Source organism: Paenibacillus monticola, from assembly GCF_009664975.1.
GTDB classification, from domain to species: Bacteria; Bacillota; Bacilli; order Paenibacillales; family Paenibacillaceae; genus Paenibacillus_AQ; species Paenibacillus_AQ monticola.
On record NZ_WJXB01000008.1, the window covers coordinates 159,981 to 176,151 of the forward strand.

General features: G+C 46.7%; 13 protein-coding genes. 11 read left to right on the top strand and 2 right to left on the bottom strand.

Translation table 11 applies throughout. The features are described 5' to 3' along the window. Position 1 precedes the first annotated feature (1 nt). Positions 2–304: a hypothetical protein gene (locus GJB61_RS20580; protein WP_154120899.1), complete on the bottom strand. Its 303-nt coding sequence runs from the start codon at positions 302–304 to the stop codon at positions 2–4. A 96-nt stretch (positions 305–400) separates the two neighbouring features. On the opposite strand from GJB61_RS20580, the gene GJB61_RS20585 reads away from it, so the two are divergent. Then, a complete protein-coding gene (locus GJB61_RS20585) occupies positions 401–595 on the top strand; it encodes a YwbE family protein (protein WP_154120900.1) in 195 nt (64 codons plus the stop codon). A gap of 171 nt (positions 596–766) precedes the next feature. Here the strand turns inward: GJB61_RS20585 and GJB61_RS20590 are convergent, their stop codons facing one another. Next, on the bottom strand, positions 767–1,558 hold the full coding sequence (locus tag GJB61_RS20590) for an HNH endonuclease (RefSeq protein WP_154120901.1): 792 nt from the start codon (positions 1,556–1,558) through the stop codon (positions 767–769). Between the two features lie 265 nt (positions 1,559–1,823). On the opposite strand from GJB61_RS20590, the gene GJB61_RS20595 reads away from it, so the two are divergent. From GJB61_RS20595 to GJB61_RS20640, 10 genes are all read left to right on the top strand, one after another. Further along, positions 1,824–2,306, top strand: coding sequence for a hypothetical protein (locus GJB61_RS20595; protein WP_229522112.1), 483 nt, complete (start codon positions 1,824–1,826; stop codon positions 2,304–2,306). Between the two features lie 48 nt (positions 2,307–2,354). Beyond that, the gene (locus GJB61_RS20600) at positions 2,355–3,374 is read left to right on the top strand and encodes a LacI family DNA-binding transcriptional regulator (RefSeq protein ID WP_338115988.1); all 1,020 of its coding nucleotides are present in this window, start codon (positions 2,355–2,357) and stop codon (positions 3,372–3,374) included. A gap of 416 nt (positions 3,375–3,790) precedes the next feature. Continuing rightward, entirely contained in the window at positions 3,791–5,131 is a 1,341-nt protein-coding gene (locus GJB61_RS20605) for a glycoside hydrolase family 30 protein (protein WP_154120902.1), read from the top strand. Positions 5,132–5,153: 22 nt separating this feature from the next. Continuing rightward, positions 5,154–8,396 carry a cellobiose phosphorylase gene (locus GJB61_RS20610; RefSeq protein WP_338115989.1) on the top strand — a complete coding sequence of 1,081 codons (3,243 nt, stop codon included), beginning with the start codon at positions 5,154–5,156 and terminating at the stop codon, positions 8,394–8,396. A gap of 210 nt (positions 8,397–8,606) precedes the next feature. Then, positions 8,607–9,572 (top strand): ABC transporter permease, encoded by a 966-nt coding sequence (locus GJB61_RS20615; protein WP_154120961.1) that lies wholly within the window; start codon positions 8,607–8,609, stop codon positions 9,570–9,572. Positions 9,573–9,590: 18 nt separating this feature from the next. Beyond that, complete coding sequence (locus GJB61_RS20620) at positions 9,591–10,481, top strand: carbohydrate ABC transporter permease (protein WP_154120903.1); 891 nt, start codon at positions 9,591–9,593, stop codon at positions 10,479–10,481. A gap of 113 nt (positions 10,482–10,594) precedes the next feature. Next, positions 10,595–12,280, top strand: coding sequence for a type 2 periplasmic-binding domain-containing protein (locus GJB61_RS20625; RefSeq protein WP_154120904.1), 1,686 nt, complete (start codon positions 10,595–10,597; stop codon positions 12,278–12,280). 94 nt (positions 12,281–12,374) lie between these two features. Then, entirely contained in the window at positions 12,375–14,273 is a 1,899-nt protein-coding gene (locus GJB61_RS20630; RefSeq protein ID WP_154120905.1) for a cache domain-containing sensor histidine kinase, read from the top strand. Continuing rightward, positions 14,270–15,853, top strand: a complete 1,584-nt coding sequence (locus GJB61_RS20635) for a response regulator (RefSeq protein ID WP_154120906.1) — start codon at positions 14,270–14,272, stop codon at positions 15,851–15,853. The genes GJB61_RS20630 and GJB61_RS20635 overlap by 4 nt, the downstream gene beginning before the upstream one ends. A 95-nt stretch (positions 15,854–15,948) precedes the next feature. Continuing rightward, positions 15,949–16,167 carry a hypothetical protein gene (locus tag GJB61_RS20640; protein WP_154120907.1) on the top strand — a complete coding sequence of 73 codons (219 nt, stop codon included), beginning with the start codon at positions 15,949–15,951 and terminating at the stop codon, positions 16,165–16,167. Positions 16,168–16,171 lie beyond the last annotated feature (4 nt).

Below are 16,171 nucleotides of genomic sequence, written 5' to 3' on the forward strand. Positions count from 1 at the left end.
ATCAGAGCATTTTGAAGCGCTCCAGCTGTTCCCATAACCCTTCCCGTCGGAGAATTTCCGGTTGCTGCGGGCCGATTAGGTCGAAATGGGGAAATGGTGAGCGGTTATGAATATATTTGGCTGGCAAGCCATTGTGCTCACACCAGCTTGTCAACCGGGCCAGGTCGCTGCAGCCAACTTTGGTAACGGTAGTAATGCCGGGAAAACGCCGATCAATCCAATAATGAGTCAAGAAAGCGATCTCTCCTGCAGAGACCGCTTTTTTCCAGCGGGTTAATTCATCTCTGTTAATTCCGAAGGCCATAGCTGTCCTCATCCTTATCTATAGTAGTTGGCTCCATTATAACTCTTTACAATCTTTTGATATAATAACAAGGGTAACACGAAAGGAGATCACATCATGAACGGACAGGTAAGAGCGGATATCCGCGCTGGGCTTGAAGTGGATATTGTATTGAAGCAGGATCAGCCTACAGGCAAGCTTACGCACGGATCAGTCAAGGATATTCTGACGAATTCACCCCGGCATCCGCATGGAATCAAGGTGCGCTTGACGGATGGACAGGTTGGACGAGTGAAGAATATTACCGGATAGACTGACCTGAGTAATTTATAGCGTAACAAAGTTTAATATCATAATAATACAAAGAAGCGCTCTGTGTTTCAGGCTGATGTTCATTTGAACATCAATTGACCTGGGATAAGGGCGCTTATTGTCTTTGTAATTGCTATTCAATACTTACCGTGACGTCATGCGGAATGGTCCTTAGCGGCCCATAAATTCCTCTACATATTGGTCAGCCTTGGTCTGATTGCACAGATTGCAGGCACAGACGCAGTTCTCGGGGGTAGTATGTCCACCTTTGGCACGTGGCAGCAGATGGTCAATCGTATCTCCGTATAATCCGCAGAAATGACAGGTATAGTTGTCTCTGGTCAATATCATCGCACGAAAATCCTTATTGCTGTAGATTCGGCGGATGGTACGGCGGTTGATGACCACGGCGGCCCGTTCGTTGACCAAAGTGACTGCAAGCTCAAAATCAATCTCCTGATGCCATCGGCGGCCCTTATCGCTGTGCCCGCGCATCAGAATCAGCCCTTTGGCAGATGGAATCAGTGCCGATGTATCCTGTGGCTCCGGTTTCGGGCCACGCAGGTGCGGATGAATCCGCGGTTGTTCGGCTCCACGTGTACGGGCTTTAGCCTTGGCTACCGAAGAAGGGGGAAGTGACTTCCCTTCTCTGGAGCGTTCCGGCAAAGAGTGCTGATGGGCCTTAACCGCAGCAGGCTTGGCCGACAGGAGGGCTGGGACGGCTGCGGATATCGGTTGCGGTGCTGCGGACAGGGAGCGGGAATCAGAGAGTCGCGTTATTGGCGCAACCTGAGGTAGATTTTTTGTCTCCGCAGTTTCCCGTTGTTTACGGCATTCCCGGCAGGCCCCACGGCGTGATTGGCCCTTGGATCGTTTGCCTGTACGCCTGCGGAATTCAGATAGTGGTTTATTCTGATGGCAGTAAATGCACTCTTTAGATAAAGGTAGATTGGTATCCGTCATAAGTATATTTGGAAGAGCGCATGATTTGCGTCATTCCTATCTCCTCGTTTTTTAGGATGATGAAATCAATCCTTTTTCCTATTGTAACTTTAGTATAGCGCAAAGAGCAGTAATTCACACCGAATACCCCAGAAGTCCGTATCGTAGAACCAGGTTGTGATATGTATCTCGGTCAACGGGAGGGAAATCTTGTAATATTAGTTTGAGGCAATTTTATGACCATAAGAACAGATCTAATTCAAGATGCGGAAATGAGGATGCTATAATGATACACAGACAAGAAAGGCCGTTTACAGTAACATTTCTTTATATTCTGCAGGCTTTTTTGAGCGTGGGTGCGATAGGCGGAGGACTGGCCCTTTTGGTCGATCCGAGTGGAGATATGATGGGTATACCCTCTTCGGTGCTGGAAAGCACGATATTTCCTGATTTTCTGATTCCTGGCATTCTATTGCTAGTCGTGTTTGGTCTGCTGCCTCTGTTGATCCTGTATAGTTTGATCAAAAGACCGCAGTGGAAATGGGCGGATAGGCTGAATCCTTTTAAAGAGTTGCACAGTTCATGGGCCTTGTCACTTTATATCGGATTTGGGCAAATTATCTGGATTATGGTACAGACCTATATGATGAATGCAGTATCGATAGTTCATGTTTTCTATACATGCTTAGGCCTGCTGATTCAAGCCATTACGCTGCTACCCTCTGTGCAAAAATTTTTTGTGCTGGACGGCCGTGGGGAAAGAAGTTAAAATGTCATTGAACAGAAAGGGCTTACATTTGGACGGGAGTGAATCGGAGTGACTACTATATACGATATTGCCAAAAGAACCGGTTACTCTCCAACAACCGTATCCAAGGCCTTTAATAATTACTCTGATGTGCGGGAGAAGACGCGCCAGGATATCATCCGGACAGCTCAGGAAATGGGGTATGTTCCGAACTCCCATGCCCGTACGCTGACCACCAAGAAATCATGGACGATCGGCGTATTATTCATCGAGAGCACGGGAGTCGGTATTCGACATCCTTTTTTTAGCAGCGTCATTGAGAGCTTTAAGCAGGTAGCTGTCTCCAAAGGTTATGCCTTAATGTTTATCTCCAAAGATGTCGGGGGCAAGCAGAGTGGGTATTTGGAGAATTGTCGGATTCGTGGTGTCGATGGGGTTGTTGTCTTCTTGTCGGATTATGAGGACCCGTATTTCCAAGAACTGCTGGACAGCGCTATCCCTACAGTAATTCTGGATTTTGAGACTCCAAAGTCGCATACGGTATGTTCCAACAATATGGCTGGTGCGATACTGGCGGTAGATCATCTGGCTTCCTTGGGGCATCGCAAAATCGCTCATATTTCTGGAGGGGTGAGCACGTTCCCAGGAAGCGAACGAGAGCGGGGCTATAAGGCTTCAATGAAGCAATTGGGTTTGGAATTGCCCGACTCTTATATCGTACCTGGTCCGTATTATTCCTTAGAGAACGGCTATAGCGCGATGAAAGGGCTTCTTCAGCTACCAGACCGACCAACTGCAGTCTTTGCTTCAGGAGACTTGTTGGCATTAGGGGCAGTCATGGCGGCAAAAGACAGCGGATTTTCCGTTCCGACTGACATCTCGGTCATCGGGTATGATGATATCGATCTGGCCAAGTATGTCACACCTGCTTTGACGACCATCCGGCAGGATACGGTTCTACTTGGAAGCCAGGCGGCAGATCTTCTGTTCTCCACCATCGACAAAGAACACGAAGGCATGGAGGCGTTACAGCTTCCTGTAGAATTGATTGTCAGAGATTCCTGCGCCCCTCCGAGAAGTGTGGAATAGGAGACATTGGCATGTGGAGGTGCACTGCGATGGAATTTAGAATGGAGTTGATTGATGCATTTGACAGAGTCGATAGGCACCAACTGAAGTGAGTTTATATTAACGTGAATTTATGCTGCTAATATGGCGTATATATCGCTTAATAATCGATTAACGTGCATTTATGCCTCTAATTCGGCGAATAGCAGCCTACAAGGTAGAATGGGATGAAAATAACGGCATAATTTGCTGTTATAAAGGAAAAATTGACTGATTCGAGAAATTTAACAGCATAATTAACAGCTAAATTGGACAATAAGTGAAGTGATTTTTTTTTAGGTAAATCGAAACCGGTTTCGATTTACCTAAACAGATGTTAAAATCAATTAATAATCCTACCAATCTAATTAATCAATCAATCTAAGGAGATGGATGCAATGACAATAGTTCACACTATAGTAACGGCTAAGGAAACGGGAGAACGTTTGAGTCGCAAGGAAGGTTTGGCCTTTAAATTAAGAGCTGGGAGCGAGGCAGCTGATGTGGAACTGAAGCCGGAGCTGGAGTTTCAGAAGATGCTTGGTTTTGGGGGTGCTTTTACGGAAGCGGCGGCCTATACCTTGTCACGAATGAGCACGGAGAAGCGGGCTGAAGTCATCCAGCGGTACTTCCATCCGGTAGATGGACTGGGTTACAACATGGGCCGCGTCCATATTCATAGCTGTGATTTCGCCCTCGGCAACTACACGTATGTGCAGGATAACGACACGGAGCTGGCTAGCTTTGATATATCCCATGACTACAAGTGGGTGTTGCCACTTATTAAGGATGCCATGGAAGTAAAAGGTGGAGCCTTTACGATGCTTGCATCCCCGTGGAGTCCACCGGCATGGATGAAGACTAACGGTGAAATGAATAACGGAGGCTCATTGAAGCCGGAATACGCTGGGCTATGGGCGCGTTATTATGCCAAATTTATCGAAGCCTATGGCAAGGAAGGAGTTCCAATCTGGGCGGTCTCCGTGCAGAACGAACCTGCAGCGGTTCAGGTCTGGGACTCCTGTATTTACAGTGCTGAGGAGGAACGGGATTTTGTGAAAAATCATCTCGGTCCGGTTATGCACGAAGCAGGCCTTAGTGATGTGAACATTGTGATCTGGGATCATAACCGCGATATTATGGTCGAACGTGCCTCAGTGGTCTTGTCCGATCCTGAAGCTGCACAGTATGTGTGGGGAACCGGTATTCACTGGTATGGCGGCGAGGAATTCGACAAGGTGGAGAAGGTTCATGACTTGTTTCCGGATAAGCATCTGCTGTTCACCGAGGGCTGTCAGGAAGGCGGAGTCAAATTGGGTGAATGGTTCACGGGTGAACGTTACGGCCGGAACATGATTGGCGATCTCAATGCCTGGACAGAGGGTTATCTGGACTGGAATCTGGTGCTGGATGAGACTGGAGGACCCAATCATGTGGGGAATCTCTGTGATGCGCCTATTATTGCAGATACGACAACCGACGAGATTCATTACAACAGTTCTTATTATTACATTGGGCATTTCAGTAAATATATTGCAGCAGGCGCGGTACGGATTGGACTTGAGTCCGGAGTGGAAGGAATCCTATCCACGGCATTCCGCAATCCGGATGGCAGCATAGCTGTTGTGCTGATGAATGAAGGCGAAGCTGCGCGTACGGTGAGCCTGGGTCTGGGCGGAGAAATAGCCACTTGCGAGCTGGCTGCACATTCGATCACAACGCAACTAATTTCACTTTAATTAACTCTAAGGAGGCGTAGGCGTGAGCAATTATTATTTTGAGTCAGGGAAACAAGAGTCAGGAACATTTGTGATGGAACAATTTCATGAGGGGAAGCCGTTCGCCAGCTTTCTGCCCGGGCTGGCCGGATTAAAAGGAATCCCGATGTGGACCTTCTATGTGAACAGGGGACAAGGAGTATGCAGCTTCGGGGTACGGGATAAGAATTCACCGATCATGGAATTCTCTCCGGCCAATATTTCCTATAAGAATGTAGCCTTATCCGGCTTCCGGACTTTTATCAAAATCAAAGGCGATTCAGAAATCTATGAGCCTTTTCAATCGGCGCGTCCCGATTCCGCAGCCAAGCGGATCATGACGATTCTGCCTAACGGACTTACCATCGAGGAAATTCATGGTGGGCATGGATTGAAGACGACTGTACATTATTTCAATCTGCCAAATGATGACTATGCAGCATTGGTACGTAGAGTGGAGATTGAGAATATCAGTGACACGGCGGTTGAATTCGAGCTACTCGATGGTCTGCCGGAAATTCTGCCTTACGGGATAGAGAACAGTGGCTACAAAGATATCGGCAACCTGCTGCGCAGCTGGATGGAAGTCTATAATCTGGAGCAGGGCATTCCGTTCTATAAGCTGCGCTCCAGCACAAATGATGATGCGCAGGTCAGTGAAATTACCAATGGTCATTTCTACTTGTCCTTTACCGGAGAAGGGGAACAACTTGCACCAATCGTTGATTTTGAGGTTGTGTTTGGCAGCAATACGTCGCTGGCCTACCCTGACCGTTTCGCGGAACTGCCGCTTGCGGAGCTTGTCAAGTTGCCCCAATATCCGGTCAACAAGGTGCCTTGCGGGTTCAGTGGTGTGGAGCGGAATCTTGCTCCAGGGGCCACTCTGATCCTGAATACTCTAATCGGACATGTGAACGATATCGACAAAATCAATCGGAAAGCGCAGCAGCTATGCAGTGACGATTATATTACCCGCAAGGCTCAGGAAGCGGCCAGCCTCACGGAGGAGTTGACGGCAGACATTTCTACCCATACTTCCTCTGCCTTATTCGATGCCTACTGCCGGCAGTCTTATCTCGATAACTTCCTGCGCGGAGGATATCCTTTTATATTCGATAATGGCAAAGACGGTTATGTCGTCCATCTATACTCACGCAAGCACGGCGATATGGAGCGCGACTATAACTTCTTCTCGCTCGCACCGGAATATTATTCGCAAGGCAACGGGAATTTTCGGGACATGAATCAGAACCGGCGCAATGATGTTTTTTTTAATCCGAAAGTAGGCAGCTTCAATATCAAAATGTTTTACAGCCTGATTCAAGCAGATGGCAACAACCCACTGAGTGTGCAGGGAACGAGCTTCGAAGTGACCGCCGATCATAAGGAGCAGCTTGGTCAATGGCTTGGGGAGGTTGCACCCGGTCATGATGAGGGGTTAGACATACTGTGCCGTGGAAAGTTTACACCAGGACGACTGATCAACTACATTGCCGACCATAACATTGCCTTGACGGTGAGTGAAGAGGAGTTCTTATCGTCCATACTCTCCATGTCCCAGCAGAACATAGAGGCTGCTTTCGGGGAAGGCTTCTGGTCTGATCACTGGACCTATAACCTGGATCTGGTAGAGGGTTACCTTGATATTTTTCCAGATAAAAGACAAGAGCTGCTGTTTGGGGACGAGGACTACGCATTTTACGATAGTCCGGCGTATGTTCAGCCCCGCAGTGAGAAGTATGTCATTAGCGACGGCAAAGTGCGGCAATATGGGGCGCTGCTAGAGGATGAGGAGAAGCTGCACAAGCTGAAACGGAAGGCCGGAGATACCCACTGGCTGCGCGTGGACGGCGGACATGGCTCTATTTATCGCAGCAGCCTGTTCGTGAAGATGTTATCTCTGACGCTCAATAAATTCGCCACCCTTGACCCTTACGGATTAGGTGTGGAGATGGAGGGCAATAAGCCGGGCTGGAATGATGCCATGAACGGGCTGCCGGGATTGTTTGGCTCAGGGATGAGTGAGACGTTTGAACTGAAGCGGAATGTTGTCTTTTTGCTGGATGTGCTTAAGAACGAGGCTAATGAGGAACTAAACATGGAACTGCCGGTGGAAATGGCCCAATTTCTGGAGCAGGTAGAACTTGCGGTTACTTCCGTGCTGTCTCACGAGCTTACGCAGTTCCGTTATTGGGATACTGTAGCATCAGCTCGTGAGGCTTACCGGGAAGCGGTTCGTTTTGGAATCAGCGGCCTGCAGTCTGGAATTTCACTTGGGTTTATCCGGGAAGTACTCACCAAATTCCTTACCAAGCTGGACGAGGGTATCCGCCAGGCAGTTGAATTGGGGAACGGTCTAGTTCCGACCTATTTCCGTTTTGAGGCGACTCAGTTTCATCCGGTGAAGGATCATGAGGGGAACCCAGTAATCAGTGCGTATGGACTACCTAAGGCTGTAGTTGAGGCATTTGAAGTCTATGCACTCCCTTATTTCCTGGAAGGTCCAACACGCTGGCTAAAGACGCTGAAAGATCCTGAACAGGCAAAGAGCGTCTACCATTTCATCAAAAAAACAGAGCTGTATGATCCTACTACCTCCATGTATCAAACCTCGGTCAGCCTTGACGGGGAATCTAATGAAATTGGCCGTATGCGAGCTTTTACGCCGGGCTGGCTGGAACGAGAGTCAAACTTCCTGCATATGTCCTACAAATATTTGCTGGAGCTGTTGAAGGCCGGACTATATGAAGAGTTTTATGGAGAATTAACAACTTCACTTGTTCCGTTCCTGGACCCCGCTGTATATGGACGGAGCACATTAGAGAATTCATCCTTTATTGCTACGGGCGGCAATCCTGATCCCGGTGTGCATGGCAGAGGGTTCGTCGCTAGGCTGAGCGGATCGACAGCAGAATTTCTCAGTATGTGGAGAGTAATGATGGCGGGTAAGAAGGTATTCTCGGTCGTGGATGGAGAGCTTGCCTTGACGCTGGCACCGGCACTGCCGGGATGGCTATTCGATGAGCAAGGCTATCTTTCCTTCACCTTCCTTGGAAGTACAGGAGTGACCTACTATAATCCACGTCGAGTGGATACTTTCGGAGAGCAGGGGACAGTCATTAAGAGTCTTCAGCTTGTCTATCGGGAGGGAACAGTAATCGAGATCTCCGGGGCATTGTTGCGCGGGGAGCATGCGGAGGCTTTGCGGCGCGGTGAAATTACCGAGATTCAGGTGGTACTTACGTAACGTATGAAGTTGGGGGTTCCATTTTTCGTAGAGAATGTGACTCAATCCGAAATATGGAACCCCTTATCCAAAATATGAAACCTTACGGTCCTGGGCAAAAACTAATAAAATTGATCTATACCCTGTAAGCGCTTTTAAAAATAGAGATCTAGCTGGAGCCTGGAGGACCGTAAGATGAAAAACAAAAGAAATGAAATGACAACAGTACCCATGGAAACGATGGCCCCTCTCGGGATACCGCCGGTTCAGAAAGAAGTTGTGAGCCCTTACCGTAAGCTGTGGAAAAGACTTGTCGTCCAAAGGCATCTGCAAACAATGGCTCTACTAGGCGTAGTCTGGATGATTATATTCAACTACATTCCGATGTATGGCATTATTATTGCCTTCAAGGAATACAACATCGTCAAGTCGATTTCGGAGGCCCCATGGGTAGGACTTGCACATTTTAGGGAGTTTCTGGATGACGACAATTTAGCAAGTGTCATCAAAAACACCTTGGGAATCAGTTTAATCAAGTTAGTTATCGGATTTCCACTGCCCATCATATTCGCGCTATTCCTGAACGAGATTCGTTCGATCCGATTCAAGAAAACTATTCAGACGATTTCATATTTGCCGCATTTTCTCTCTTGGGTTGTGCTTGGTGGGATTCTAGCTACATGGCTGTCGGATGTGGGGATCATTAACCATATTTTAATGGCTCTTCATATGATTGATCAACCGATTTCATATTTGGCCGAGCCTAAGTACTTCTGGACGATCATCATCACCTCGGATATTTGGAAAGAGCTGGGCTGGTCAGCCATCATCTATCTGGCCGCTATTGCGGGAGTATCTCCCGAGATGTATGAGGCGGCGACCATTGACGGAGCTGGTCGTTTTCAGAAGATGTGGTTCGTTACTCTGCCGGCGATCAAATCAACGATCAGTATTCTGTTTATTCTTTCGGTCAGCGGTGTGCTGAACTCTAACTTCGACCAAATCCTGGTTCTGCGCAACTCGCTTAATGACAGCGCCAGTAACGTAATTGACTATTACGTTTACTATACAGGACTTCTTTCAGGCCGTTTCTCATATTCTGCTGCGGTCGGACTGTTCAAATCGGTTATCGCTCTCATATTGCTGTTGATTGCCAACCAAGTATCCAAAAAAATCAACGACACATCGTTGTTTTAGGCCAAGGAGGACCTGCACATGTTTGCTCTAAACCGCAAAACGAAGAGCGAAGCCCTCTTCGATCTAGCCAATAATCTCATTATGTTGTGTGTATGTTTTCTTACCCTGTACCCCATCTGGTACGTATTGATAAACGCCTTTAACGATGGCAAAGACGCCATGCTGGGCAACATTTACTGGTGGCCACGCGAGTTTACTCTGGAAAATTACAAGGCAGTGCTCGCCAGTCCAGGCATTATGCAGTCCATGTGGATCACCGTTGCCAAAACGCTACTTGGTGTGGGCCTGCATGTATTCTTTACAGCTATGGTTGCCTATGCTCTTTCCCGTAAAGATTTGATTGGTGGCAAGTTTTATATTCTGATGGGTACGGTTACGCTTTTCTTCGGCGGTGGACTCATCCCGACTTATCTGTTAATTAAGGATCTTCATCTTCTGGAGAATTTCCTAGTTTACATTATTCCGGTTATGTTCAGCTTTTTCGATCTCATTATCTTCATGACCTTCTTTCGGGAGATTCCCGAGGGTTTAGAGGAAGCAGCACATATTGACGGGGCAAATGACTGGACTATCTTCATGCGGATCATATTGCCGGTATCCATGCCTGTTATCGCTACCATTGCGCTATTCCATGGCGTATATCAATGGAATGATTATTTTACAGGGATGATCTATATCAATAGCGAGACGCTGCAGCCGATTCAGACGTACCTGTTCCGTGTTGTGGCCCAGTCCAGTTCAAGTCAGATGATGGTGGCCGTGCAGGGCAACGCCGCGAACAGAACGGTAACCTCACAGTCCATCAAACTGGCCACAATGGTAGTTACTACACTTCCAATCGTGTTCGTCTACCCGTTCCTGCAACGTTATTTTGTCAAAGGAATGATGATTGGCTCCATTAAAGGTTGAGTTCCGAAGGAACTCTGCTCTGCATGACCCAAGGTAACATCTCCAGCCGCCTTACAGCGGTTCTGGAGTTATCAATTATAACTAAACAATTATCAGAAAAGGGGCAAGAAAGTATGGGCATAACACGCAAACCAGGGAAAATGATGGTGCTGTTACTGGCACTGGTTATGACATTGACCACAGTAGGATGTTCTAGCAACGCTAACAAGAACAACGAAACAACAGCAAACAACGGAAATACAACAAATGTTGCTGCTACAACAGAACCAACTGCTGCTGCAGTATCGGCGGATGAACCAGGATGGAAATCAGATACTTCGCCAATTACGTTTGACTGGTACCTGAATTTTGCTTGGTTCCCTAATAAATGGGGCGTTGATCCAACCTCCCAATATGTTACTAAGAAAACCGGTGTTAATCTTAACTTCATCGTTCCTGCAGGTAATGAGAATGAAAAGCTGAATACCCTGATTGCTTCAGGTAAGATGCCCGATTTCATTACGCTGGGATTCTGGGAAGACGCTGTCAAGAAAATGATTGAAGGCGATCTGGTGCTTCCGCTCAACAAGCTGGCTGAAGAATACGATCCGTACTTCTTCAAAGTTTCCGATGCTGATAAGCTCGGATGGAACACGCAAGAGGACGGTAATGTCTATGGCTATCCGAACTCTTCTTCCTCCCCGGCTGACTATGAAAAGTATGGCGACAACTATGTTTCGAACCAAGTGTTTGTTGTACGCAAGGATATGTACGAAGCCATTGGCAGTCCTGATATGCGGACACCAGAAGGTTTCCTGAACGCTCTCAAGATGGCTAAAGAGAAATTCCCTGATATCAATGGTCAACCGCTAATCCCACTCGGTCTGCACGAGTTTACCGCAACCGGTAACGATTCCTTGGAAGGTTACATTCAGAACTTCTTGGCGATTCCACGGGAAAAAGACGGCAAGCTGTATAACCGTGAAACTGACCCTGAATATATCCGCTGGATGAAGACACTCCGCCAAGCCAACCAAGACGGACTGCTTGCTAAGGATATTTTCATCGACAAACGTCCGCAGATGGAAGAAAAGATTACTCAAGGCCGATATTTCGCAATGCTATATCAACGTACTGACTTCGCAGCACAGCTAGGTACGCTGTATCAGCAAGATCCGAACAAAATTTATATCGCTGTGGATGGACCTGCTAACACTAACCTGGATGCACCACGTCTGAACGGCCCTGGTATTTCCGGTTGGACAGTAACCCTGATCTCCAAAGATGTAAAGGATAAAGCTCGTGCTATCAAGTTCCTCAGCTACCTGAACAGTGAAGAAGGCAATAAAGATCTATTCTTAGGTGAAAAAGGTGTCAGCTATGATACTATTGACGGAAAAGATCAATTTAAGCCTGAAGTATTTGATCTGATGAATAAAGACCGTTCGGCGTTTGATAAGAAATACGGTTCTTCATTCACTTTCTGGATGATGCAGAATACAAATATCACCGACCAATGGGCCCCTAAATCGGTTGAGCCTTACAAACAGCTGGAAGATTGGACGAGAGGAAAAGCATTCAGTAACTCTGAATTTGACCAAATCGATCCACTGGGTAACTCTCCAGAAGGTATTATCGGTAGTAAGATTAAAGAACTGCGCGGCAAAACCTTTCCTAAGCTGCTGATGGCTCCTTCCGATGCAGAATTTGATAAAATTTGGACGGAGTATATCAACAAACAAAAGGAAATTGGTCTTGATAAATTCCAAGCCTTCCAACAAGTGAAATATGAAGAAAACAAGAAAAAGCTTGGTATGTAATATATAATTATGTACTATTAGATTGCCTAAATGCCCGCTGACCGCGGGCTTTGGGTGATTTTTAGACGTTTTATCAGCGAGGTGGACAATAGATTTGGAATTAGGCAAGCGTACAGCAGGTTTATGGGATTCGTTCACCTATTGGTTTGGGCGCCGCTCACTTCAAAGCCGCCTGATTGCCGCTTATATTTTTATTATATTGGGCCCCTGTTTAATGGTGTCCTTTTATTCATATGGAGCTATTAATAATACGTACGTCAGTGATGCCATTGATAAAAACAGCTATCTGCTGCAGATGGAGAAGCTGTATATTAATAATCAGATTGAATCGATGGAACGGGCTGTTCAAATGGCTTATGAAGATAAAGAAGTGAGGGAATATCTCGCTTATACGAAAGAGCCAGATTTGAGTGAGTTGGTCGAGTTTAATACCGATGTGTTTATTAATATGACGCGCATCCAGTACAACAATCCTAACCTTGAACATTTACGCTTGTATTCGAACAGCAATGTCCATGAGATTTGGCCGATTTTTTTCCGTGAGGTCCGTGTATCCACTGAGCCGTGGTATCAGAAAGCACTGAAGCTGAAAGGGCAGTTGTCCTGGTCTTTTCTGAATAATGACACTGAGCTGATGAATCGTTTCGCCGGACAGACTCCGAAGCTTGTACCGAAGGTCTCCCTCTTACGTGAAATGAGCGTTCCGACAAATAACCACATCGGGATGGTTCAAGTCGATATGCTGCTGGAGCGGTTTACACCCAAGACTTATACAACTGTGCAGGACAGCCAGTCTCAAATGTTTCTTGTCGATGAGGAAATGCAGCTGTTTACGCGTCCAGACCACTCGTTTCTGCAGGAGAATGGGGAAATGGCCGTTGCCATCGCAGATCGCCTTGAGGCGTACAGGAAGACAGGGAATTGGGATATTAACTATACAGAGAATGGAAAGTCATTTCTGCTTATAAACACACCGCTGGATCGAATTAATGCGTATCTGCTCAATGTAGTTTCTATGGAAGGCGTTATGAAGGACATTTCACACACACGCAACCTGATTATTGGAGTGAATATCGGCTTTATTATATTAGTAACCGCAATTGCCTATGTACTGAATGCATTTATTCTTAAGAACCTACGTGTCTTGACCGAAACGATGAAAAAAGTGCGCAGAGGCGAAGCCTACACTGCAATCACTGTTCGGGGTGGAGGGGAAGTCGGCGAGCTGGCGCATCATTTCTCTAAGCTGATGAATACGATTAATACGCTGGTAGCCCAAGCCGTATACAAGCAGGCATTATCGAAAGAAGCAGAGCTGCGCACACTGCACAATCAGATTGATGCGCACTTCCTGTATAATACGCTCGAGAATATTAAGATGTTGGCCGAAATGGAGGACCAGCGGACCATTTCGGATGCATTAACCTCGCTCGGCGGGATGATGCGTTATAATTTCAAATGGTCTGGTGAGTATGTTAAGCTGCGTGATGAAATTCGCCATATCGAGAATTACATTGAAGTGATGAATATTCGCTTCGAGCACCCCATAGTGCTGATGTTGAATATTGAGCATTCCTATGCTGAGCTGGAGGTGCTGAAAATGTCGCTGCAGCCCATAGTTGAGAATAGTGTGAAGCATGCCTGGTACGGGGAACAAGAGGAAGCGGAGAATCGAACCATCCACATTGATGTTTCGGAAGGGGATGGGGATATTTTTATAGCGATACGTGATAATGGCAGCGGACTTACAACGGATCGATTATTGACTTTGCACGAAGCTCTTTATGCCAAAGAGGAAGTGAGCGAATTCGCTTCCGAGCCGGGAGATCACACGCGCAGAGCTGGAGGAATCGGGCTAAGAAATGTACATCAACGTCTGCAGTTGTTCTATGGCGAAGAATATGGACTTGAGGTACAGAGTTCTATAGGGAGGGGAACGACAGTGTTCATGACCTTGCCAAAAGTTCTTTTGACGGGAGACAAGCAACTATGATGAGGCTGCTGATTATAGATGATGAGAAGAATATCCGCAATGGACTAAAGACAATGATAGAGCGGGAATTCCCAGATCAATATGTTATTGAAATGGCGGGCAATGGTGCAGAGGCACTTGAGATGTACAGGAAGGAACGGGCAGATATAATGATTACCGATATCCGTATGCCCGTGATGGATGGGATTACACTTTTGGGACAGATAACCGCGGAGACCGGAGGTGGAAAGGGACCAGCCGTTGTCATTCTAAGCGGTTATGATGATTTTGAATATGCTAAAAGTGCGATACGCTATCGCGTTAAGGAATATCTGTTAAAGCCTATTCGTCGTGATGAGCTGTTTGGAATACTGACGCGCATTAACGAGGAATGGCATGAAGAGGAGCATAATACCCGTAAGCTGGAGCAGGAAACAGAAAGTTTTCGCAGGGAGTTACGAGCGACACGGTTACGGGGTCTGTTAATGCAAGGAGATGTACAGTTGGACCATGAAGCACAGGAGGAATTGTGTAGCTTGGCAGTGCCGTTTACGGTGGGCGTGCTGGATTACCACTACAACGATGGTACGCGAATGAAACCGGGGGAAGTGCAGGGATTGGTTGAACGGCTGATCGGGCCGCTTGAAAAGACATTCGCAGAGATCTTAACCGACTGGGAAGGAAAGTTGGTACTGATCGGGAGTGGCAAGCAGTGCTTTGAGGATCTGTCGAAGCAGGCCGAAGCCCGCGAGCAAAAGGGTCTGTTAATTGGAATCAGCAGAGAAGGTCGGTCGTATTCTGACATTCGACCCTGCTACAAAGAGGCCTGCCGGGCGCTGCAATACACTTTTCTGTATCCACAAGCGAATGTTATCGACTTCTCGAATATCAACGAAGGACGAGTGAATCCCTTGGCTCCGGAGGAGGAGCTGCGTAAACTGCTTAATATGCTGGGCACGGATCGGGAGAAAGAAATGAAAGGACTCCTGATGGTTATTTTTCAGACTGAACAGCTTAAGCAATTGGATTTGTCCTACCTGGAGACAGTGGGCCGGAAAATCAATGAGCGGGTGCTTGATGAAGTGTTCCGCGTTCATGGTGAAGCTTCTGTAGAGGTATTGAAGTTGTACCGTATGGTTGGAAATATGTATAATTTTCGTCATTTTCACGACTATTATCGCTCACTTGAGCATTTGCTTATCGGTGTAAACGACTATATTTTGCGTGTGAGATCTGTTCACACGGAGCATGCGGATATGAATGAAGCGCTAAAATATATAGAAGCCAACTTTTCTCGGTCGATTAATATGGCGATGGTTAGTAATCATGTATCACTGAATTATTCCTATTTCAGTGAAGCATTCAAGGCGTATACGGGGGAGAGCTTTGTTCTATACCTGAAAAAAGTTCGCATTAGCCATGCCAAAAAGCTATTATCTGAGAGCCGCAGCAAGCTGGAGGAGGTATCTGTGGCAGTTGGCTTTGAGAGCAGTAAGCATTTTGCCCGTGTATTTAAGGAGCTAGAGGGTATATCCCCCGGTGAATATAGAGCAAAGTCCATGCTGGCTAGATATTCTCTCCATGAGGATAAAGAACTTTAGAAGAAGAGGCATATCTTTCGAATCGAAACCGGTTTCATAATGATGTTGATAAGAATAGTAAGCGCTATCAATTGCGTTGTAGGGGGAAAGAAGATATGCAAATTAAACTAAGGGGGAGCGAAATGCTAGTTACAGGGACGAACAATAGGAGTAATACCAGCTATAACAGTGGAACCCATGCGTCTAGCAATGTTATCGAAACCGGTTGGGGTAGCAAGCAAATACATCGCTCCGCTAATGATGCCTATAAAATGAAGCTTCGTCTCATGCTCTGGGGTGAAAAAATGCTAGATGTAATTATTGCCGTGGAGTAGAGCC

Excerpts from the sequence above, each read along its gene's own strand:
- GJB61_RS20635 (WP_154120906.1), top strand. The coding sequence starts at position 14,270 with ATGATGAGGCTGCTGATTATAGATGATGAGAAGAATATCCGCAATGGA.
- GJB61_RS20620 (WP_154120903.1), top strand. The coding sequence starts at position 9,591 with ATGTTTGCTCTAAACCGCAAAACGAAGAGCGAAGCCCTCTTCGATCTA.
- GJB61_RS20625 (WP_154120904.1), top strand. The coding sequence starts at position 10,595 with ATGGGCATAACACGCAAACCAGGGAAAATGATGGTGCTGTTACTGGCA.
- GJB61_RS20615 (WP_154120961.1), top strand. The coding sequence starts at position 8,607 with ATGGAAACGATGGCCCCTCTCGGGATACCGCCGGTTCAGAAAGAAGTT.
- GJB61_RS20580 (WP_154120899.1), bottom strand. The coding sequence starts at position 304 with ATGGCCTTCGGAATTAACAGAGATGAATTAACCCGCTGGAAAAAAGCG.
- GJB61_RS20605 (WP_154120902.1), top strand. The coding sequence starts at position 3,791 with ATGACAATAGTTCACACTATAGTAACGGCTAAGGAAACGGGAGAACGT.
- GJB61_RS20590 (WP_154120901.1), bottom strand. The coding sequence starts at position 1,558 with ATGACGGATACCAATCTACCTTTATCTAAAGAGTGCATTTACTGCCAT.
- GJB61_RS20595 (WP_229522112.1), top strand. The coding sequence starts at position 1,824 with ATGATACACAGACAAGAAAGGCCGTTTACAGTAACATTTCTTTATATT.
- GJB61_RS20640 (WP_154120907.1), top strand. The coding sequence starts at position 15,949 with ATGCAAATTAAACTAAGGGGGAGCGAAATGCTAGTTACAGGGACGAAC.
- GJB61_RS20585 (WP_154120900.1), top strand. The coding sequence starts at position 401 with ATGAACGGACAGGTAAGAGCGGATATCCGCGCTGGGCTTGAAGTGGAT.